Origin of the sequence: Streptomyces sp. NPDC059567 (genome assembly GCF_042735655.1) — a bacterium.
Taxonomy (GTDB): Bacteria; Actinomycetota; Actinomycetes; order Streptomycetales; family Streptomycetaceae; genus Streptomyces.
On sequence record NZ_JBHWBS010000045.1, the window covers coordinates 46,580 to 53,467 of the forward strand.

Sequence of the window (6,888 nt, forward strand, 5' to 3'; positions counted from 1 at the left end):
GTGAGCTACGTGACAGTTACCGGCGCGTGAATCGCTTTGTCAATTGTCAGCGACTGACATTAGCCTCAGCCGCATGACTAGTCAGACCACCGTGGAAAAGGCCCCGCAGGGTCAGGGGGGTGACCGGAGCCCCGCGCCGGTTCCGGCGAAGGGCCTGCGAGGCCACCCTTGGCTGACGCTGTTCGCCGTGGCGGTCGGCGTGATGATGGTCGCGCTCGACGGCACGATCGTCGCCATCGCCAACCCCGCCATCCAAGCCGACCTCGGCGCCACCCTCGACCAGCTCCAGTGGATCACCAACGGGTATCTCCTGGCGCTCGCCGTCGCCCTGATCACGGCCGGCAAGCTCGGTGACCGCTTCGGCCACCGCCAGACCTTCCTGATAGGCATCGCCGGCTTCGCCGCCGCCTCGGGCGCGATCGGCCTCTCCGACTCGATCGCGTTCGTGATCGCCTTCCGCGTCCTGCAGGGCCTCTTCGGCGCCCTGCTGATGCCGGCGGCGCTCGGCCTGCTGCGAGCCACGTTCCCCGCTGAGAAGCTCAACATGGCCATCGGCATCTGGGGCATGGTCATCGGTGCCTCCACCGCGGGCGGCCCGATCCTCGGCGGCTTCCTCGTCGAGCACGTCAGCTGGCAGTCCGTCTTCTTCATCAACGTGCCGGTCGGTGTCCTCGCGCTGGTGCTCGGCCTCGTGATCCTCAAGGACCACCGCGCCGAGAACGCCCCGCGCTCCTTCGACGTCCTCGGCATCCTGCTGCTCTCCGGCGCGATGGGCGCGCTCATCTGGGGCATCATCCAGGCCGGTGCGGACTGGGGCTGGGCGAGCGGCAACACCTGGGGCTGCATCGGTGGCGCGATCCTGCTGTTCGCGCTCTTCGCCCTGTGGGAGGCCAAGGTCAAGGAGCCGCTCATCCCGCTGGGGATGTTCCGCTCCGTGCCGCTCTCGGCCGGTGTGGTCCTGATGGTCCTGATGGCCTTCGCGTTCATGGGCGGCCTGTTCTTCGTGACCTTCTACCTCCAGGGCGTGAAGGGGCTCGGCCCGATCGACGCCGGACTCCACCTGCTGCCGCTGACCGCGATGATGATCGTCTCCTCGCCGCTGGCGGGTGCGCTGATCACCAGGTTCGGCCCGCGGATCCCGCTGGTCGGCGGCATGGTGTGCACCGCGGCCGCGATGTTCGGCATGATCACGCTCACCGAGGGCACCGGGACGCTCGCGATGTCCCTCTGGTTCGCCCTGCTCGGCCTGGGTCTCGCGCCGGTCATGGTCGGCGCCACCGAGGTGATCGTCGGCAACGCCCCGCTGGAGCTCTCCGGCGTCGCGGGCGGACTGCAGCAGGCCGCGATGCAGGTCGGCGGCGCGCTCGGTACGGCCGTGCTCGGCGCGGTCATGTCCTCCAAGGTCTCCGGCGAGTTCGCGGGGAACTGGACGGCCGCCGGAATCCCGGGCCCGCCCGCGCCCGGTCTGGAGCAGGCCGCCGAGTTCGGCATGGTCCCGCCGGAGCTCGCGAAGGCGCCCGGCATGACCCCGGACCTGCTCGACCGGATCGGCGGCGTCATCCATGACACCTTCATGGACGGCATGGGCCTGGCCTTCACCGTCGCCGGTGTCGTCGCCGTCATCGCGGCCGGCGTCGCCACGCTCACCAAGCGCGGCGCGAACGCGGAGGCGGGTTCGGGCGGCGCCCACATCTGACATCCGCCTGGTGAAACGACAGCCCCGCCGGACCAGGTCCGGCGGGGCTGTCACCTCTTCGGGTGAACCGACCTTTGGCCCCTTCCCAACGCGCTGTGATCTCCGTCAGAGTTCTGATTACAGAGAGTTACGGAATCGGGGGGTTCACCGATATGTACACGAAGCACGTCAGCTGTCAGGTCCGCCATCACACACACCACCGCGTAGGCCGCCACGCACTCCAGCGCGTCGTTCTGGCCGTACTGGCGGCCACCTTGCTCACCGCCCTGCCCGCCCTTCCCGTGGCGGCCGCACCTCAGGCGGCTCACCCGGCGCAGGCCGCCTCGTCGGCTCAGGCCGCTCCGCCGCCCAAGCTCGGGGCCTGTGCGCCCGGTCAGTTGTGCCTGTGGCCCAGGGCGGACTTCCGGGGCACGGGATGGACGCACGAGCTGGCCGACACGGACATCGAGAGCTGTGTCGCCCTGCCGCCGGGCGCGAGCGCCCAGGCGCTCGCCAACCGCACCGGGCGGCCGGTCACGACCTACCAGTCCGCGGAGTGCGCCGAGACCGGGGAGTTCGAGACCTATCCCGGGCGCGGGACCTGGGTGCCCCAGAGTCCGTACCAGGTCAGAGCCTTCAAGATCTGGGAGAGGTAGGGACCTCGCCCTGCGGCGGCACCGAGGCCGTCGAGGAAGCCGGCGCGGGGCCCGGCGCGGCGGCCGGCACCGAGGCCGACGCGGGGCTCGACGCGGGGCCTGGCACCGAGGCCGGCGCGGAGAGCCGCGCGACCTCGCCACGCAGCTCCTGGACCTCCCGGGTCAGGGCCTCCAGGAGTTCCGTCTGCCGGCGGTCCTGCGCGTCGTCACGCTCGAAGCGGGAGATGAACCAGGCCGCGATGTTGGCGGTCACCACACCGAGCAGGGCGATCCCCGAGAGCATCAGGCCCACGGCGAGGACGCGGCCGAGACCCGTGGTCGGGGCGTGGTCGCCGTAGCCGACGGTCGTCATCGTGGTGAACGACCACCACACCGCGTCGCCGAGCGTCTTGATGTTGCCGTTCGGAGCCGTGCGCTCCACGTGCAGCACGGCCAGCGAGCCGAACATCAGCAGCCCGACCACCGCGCCCGCCACGTAGGTGGTGAGCGTTATCTGCGGGGCCATCCGGGCCCGGCGGCCCACCAGAAGGAGCGTGGAGACCAGTCGCAGCAGCCGCAGCGGCTGCACGAGCGGGAGCAGGACAGCGAGGAGGTCGAGCGGATGTCCGCGGACGAACTGCCACTTTGCCGGGGCCAGCGTCAGCCGTACGGCGTAGTCGACGGCGAACGCACCCCACACCACCCACTCCATGGCCAGACACAGCTCATGGACCCGGCGATCGGCATCCGGCGCCACGATCGGAATGGCGTACGCAATGCCGAACGCCACTGCCAGGACCAGCAGTGGCGTCTGGGTGCGCTTCTCCCAGCGTTCCTTCATGCCGGGAATCGTATGGCGGGTGCGGGGGCCCATTCGCCCTCGCACCCGGGCCACACGGATGTGCCGTTACGCGTCGCCTCCGGCGGGGCCCGGGTCCGCGGCCGCCACGTCGAGCAGCTGGTAGCGGTCCACGGCCTGCTTCAGGACCGACCGGTCGACCTTGCCCTCGCGGGCGAGCTCGGTGAGGACGGCGAGCACGATCGACTGGGCGTCGATGTGGAAGAACCGACGGGCCGCACCCCGCGTGTCCGCGAAGCCGAAGCCGTCCGCGCCCAGCGAGGTGTAGGTGCCCGGCACCCAGCGGGAGATCTGGTCAGGAACGGAGCGCATCCAGTCGGAGACGGCGACGAACGGGCCCTGGGCCGAGGCCAGCTTCCGCGTCACGTACGGGACGCGCTGCTCCTCGTCCGGGTGGAGCAGGTTGTGCCGGTCGACCTCGACGGCCTCGCGGCGCAGCTCGTTCCAGGACGTCGCGGACCAGACGTCGGCCCGTACGTTCCACTCCTCGGCGAGGATCCGCTGCGCCTCGACCGCCCATGGCACGGCGACACCGGAGGCCATGATCTGCGCGGGGATCGCGCCGGCCTCGCCCGCCTTGTAGCGGTAGATGCCCTTGAGGATGCCCTCGGCGTCGACGTTCTCGGGCTCGGCCGGGTGCTGGATCGGCTCGTTGTAGACGGTCAGGTAGTAGAAGATGTCCTCGGCGTCCGGGCCGTACATCCGCTTCAGGCCGTCCTGGACGATGTGCGCGATCTCGAAGCCGAAGGCCGGGTCGTAGGCGACACAGCCCGGGTTCGTCGAGGCCAGCAGGTGCGAGTGGCCGTCCGCATGCTGGAGGCCCTCACCGGTCAGCGTCGTACGGCCGGCGGTCGCACCGAGCACGAAGCCGCGCGCGAGCTGGTCGGACATCTGCCAGAACTGGTCGCCGGTCCGCTGGAAACCGAACATCGAGTAGAAGACATAGACCGGGATCAGCGGCTCGCCGTGCGTGGCGTAGGCGGAACCCGCCGCGATCAGCGAGGCCGTGCAGCCGGCCTCGGAGATGCCGTCGTGCAGCATCTGGCCGGTCGGGGACTCCTTGTACGCGAGCAGCAGCTCGCGGTCCACGGCTTCGTACTGCTGGCCCAGCGGGTTGTAGATCTTGGCGCTCGGGAAGAACGAGTCCATGCCGAACGTGCGGTACTCGTCCGGCGCGATCAGCACGAACCGCTTGCCGATCTCCTTGTCCCGCATCAGGTCCTTCAGCAGCCGGACGAACGCCATCGTGGTGGCGATCGACTGCTGGCCGGAGCCCTTCTTCACCGGGGCGTAGGTCTTCTCCTCGGGCAGGACCAGCGGCTTCGCGCGCACGACACGCGTCGGGACGTACCCGCCGAGCGCCTTGCGGCGGTCGTGCATGTACTGGATCTCCTCGGAGTTCCGGCCCGGGTGGTAGTACGGCGGCAGACCGCCCTCCAGCTGCGCGTCCGTGATCGGGATGTGCAGCCGGTCGCGGAAGCGCTTGAGGTCGTCGACCGTCAGCTTCTTCATCTGGTGGGTCGCGTTGCGGCCCTCGAAGTTCGGGCCCAGCGTCCAGCCCTTGACGGTCTGCGCGAGCACCACGGTCGGCTGGCCCTTGTGGGCCTTGGCCGCCGCGAAGGCCGCGAAGATCTTCTTGTGGTCGTGGCCGCCACGGCCCAGGTGCAGGATCTGGTGGTCCGACATGGACTCGACCATCGAGCGCAGCCGCTGGTCGTCGCCGAAGAAGTGGTCGCGGATGTACGCGCCGGTCTCCGTCGCGTACGTCTGGAACTGGCCGTCGGGCGTGGTGTTCAGCTTGTTGACCAGGATGCCGTCGCGGTCCTGGGCGAGCAGCGGGTCCCAGGAGCGGTCCCAGATCAGCTTGATGACGTTCCAGCCGGCGCCGCGGAACTGCGACTCCAGCTCCTGGATGATCTTGCCGTTGCCGCGCACCGGGCCGTCGAGCCGCTGCAGGTTGCAGTTGACGACGAAGGTCAGGTTGTCCAGGCCCTCGCGGGCGGCGATGGACAGCTGGCCGAGCGACTCCGGCTCGTCCATCTCGCCGTCGCCGAGGAACGCCCAGACGTGCGACTTGGAGGTGTCGGCGATGCCGCGCGCCTCCATGTAGCGGTTCATCCGGGCCTGGTAGATCGCGCCGAGCGGGCCGAGACCCATCGAGACGGTCGGGAACTCCCAGAAGTCCGGCATCAGCCGCGGGTGCGGGTACGAGGAGAGCCCGTTCGGGAATTTCGACTTCTCCTGGCGGAAGGCGTCGAGCTGCGTCTCGTTGAGCCGGTCGAGGAGGTAGGCGCGGGCGTAGATGCCGGGGGAGGCGTGGCCCTGGAAGAAGATCTGGTCGCCGCCGTCGCCCTCGTCCTTGCCTCGGAAGAAGTGGTTGAAGCCGACGTCGTACAGCGAGGCGGAGGAGGCGAAGGTGGCGATGTGGCCGCCGACCCCGATGCCGGGGCGCTGGGCGCGCGAGACCATCACGGCCGCGTTCCAGCGGGTCGCGTTGAGGACCTTGCGCTCGATCTCCTCGTTGCCGGGGAAGAAGGGCTCGTCCCTGGTCGCGATCGTGTTGACGTAGTCCGTGCTGCGCATCTCGGGCACGGCCACGCGCTTCTCGCGGGCCCGCTCGATCAGGCGGAGCATCAGGTAGCGGGCTCGCTCACGGCCCCGCTCGTCGACGGCGGCGTCGAGGGAGTCGAGCCATTCCTGGGTCTCTTCGGGATCGAAGTCCGGGACCTGGCTGGGAAGGCCGCCAATGATGATCGGGTTGCGATCGGATCCGGAAGCCACGCTGTTCCTTCGCTGTTCGGTGGAGCCCACGGGAAGGCCGGGATGTCCATCGTGTACCCCGTCGGTGTCAAACGTCATCTCTACCGAGGGGTAACCCCCGCTGGGCGCCTGGTTGGGTCAAATCGCAACCTTACGCCCAACCCGCGCATGCGTTTCGTCACCGCGTTCGGCAGACTGAAGCCGCGGAAGAACGCAAAGTGGGACGAAGCGTGTGCGCTATGTCACGGAGCGAAGTGGAACCGGACCGGAAGATGCGGCGAGACGGCCCCAAACGTCACCGTTTCGGCGGTCTCGGGGGCCGGGTACTTGCGCGATCCGCCCAGCCCGTGTGGACTACGGCCAGCGCCGCGCGTACGCACGTGGCCGAAGCATTTTCCGATACATGATCAGGAGGCAAGCCGTGAGCGCGACCGCGGACCACGCGGAGGAGCGGACCAACCCGGCAGCGAGGCTGGGGTTCGAGCCCGGACAGGTGGTCCAGGAGATCGGTTACGACGACGACGTCGATTTCGATCTCCGCGAAGGCATCGAGTCCATCATCGGGTCGGACCTCGCTGACGAGGACTACGACGACGTCGCTGACGCCGTCGTGCTCTGGTTCCGCGACGAGGACGGAGATCTGACGGACTCCCTGGTCGATGCCATTGGCCTGCTGGAGGACGGCGGGGTCGTTTGGCTGCTGACGCCGAAGACGGGCCGAGACGGCTACGTCGAGCCCAGCGACATCAGTGACGCCGCGCAGACCGCCGGCTTCTCCCAGACCAAGAGCATCAGCGTGGCCAAGGACTGGTCGGGCAGCCGACTGGTCGCCCCCAAGCGCTGATCCCCAAGCAGCAGGAGCCCCCCGCGGCCCCGCCCGCGGGGGGGGGGGACCAGATCACCCCCCGCCCCCACGCCCCCCCCCGCCTGCCCCCCCCCGGGCAGCCCACTCGCGCCCC

5 protein-coding genes are annotated in these 6,888 nt (G+C 69.5%); 3 read left to right on the forward strand and 2 right to left on the reverse strand.

Going from position 1 to position 6,888, the window contains the following annotated elements:
- The first annotated feature begins 73 nt into the window (after positions 1 to 73).
- Both ACFVZW_RS20950 and ACFVZW_RS20955 read left to right on the forward strand, forming a co-directional pair.
- Positions 74 to 1,696, forward strand: a complete 1,623-nt coding sequence (locus tag ACFVZW_RS20950; protein ID WP_384523361.1) for an MFS transporter — start codon at positions 74 to 76, stop codon at positions 1,694 to 1,696.
- 152 nt (positions 1,697 to 1,848) lie between these two features.
- Complete coding sequence (locus ACFVZW_RS20955) at positions 1,849 to 2,331, forward strand: peptidase inhibitor family I36 protein (protein ID WP_384523363.1); 483 nt, start codon at positions 1,849 to 1,851, stop codon at positions 2,329 to 2,331.
- On the opposite strand, the gene ACFVZW_RS20960 is transcribed toward ACFVZW_RS20955, so the two are convergent.
- Together ACFVZW_RS20960 and aceE are read right to left on the reverse strand one after the other, a co-directional pair.
- Positions 2,312 to 3,151, reverse strand: coding sequence for a potassium channel family protein (locus tag ACFVZW_RS20960; RefSeq protein ID WP_384523365.1), 840 nt, complete (start codon positions 3,149 to 3,151; stop codon positions 2,312 to 2,314). The two genes, ACFVZW_RS20955 and ACFVZW_RS20960, sit on opposite strands and share 20 nt — an antisense overlap.
- A 66-nt stretch (positions 3,152 to 3,217) precedes the next feature.
- A complete protein-coding gene (gene aceE / locus ACFVZW_RS20965; protein WP_384523367.1) occupies positions 3,218 to 5,950 on the reverse strand; it encodes a pyruvate dehydrogenase (acetyl-transferring), homodimeric type in 2,733 nt (910 codons plus the stop codon).
- A gap of 400 nt (positions 5,951 to 6,350) precedes the next feature.
- On the opposite strand from aceE, the gene ACFVZW_RS20970 reads away from it, so the two are divergent.
- Complete coding sequence (locus ACFVZW_RS20970) at positions 6,351 to 6,773, forward strand: DUF3052 domain-containing protein (protein ID WP_137989507.1); 423 nt, start codon at positions 6,351 to 6,353, stop codon at positions 6,771 to 6,773.
- The last annotated feature ends 115 nt before the right edge of the window (positions 6,774 to 6,888 follow it).

Excerpts from the sequence above, each read along its gene's own strand:
- ACFVZW_RS20950 (WP_384523361.1), top strand. The coding sequence starts at position 74 with ATGACTAGTCAGACCACCGTGGAAAAGGCCCCGCAGGGTCAGGGGGGT.
- ACFVZW_RS20955 (WP_384523363.1), top strand. The coding sequence starts at position 1,849 with ATGTACACGAAGCACGTCAGCTGTCAGGTCCGCCATCACACACACCAC.
- ACFVZW_RS20960 (WP_384523365.1), bottom strand. The coding sequence starts at position 3,151 with ATGAAGGAACGCTGGGAGAAGCGCACCCAGACGCCACTGCTGGTCCTG.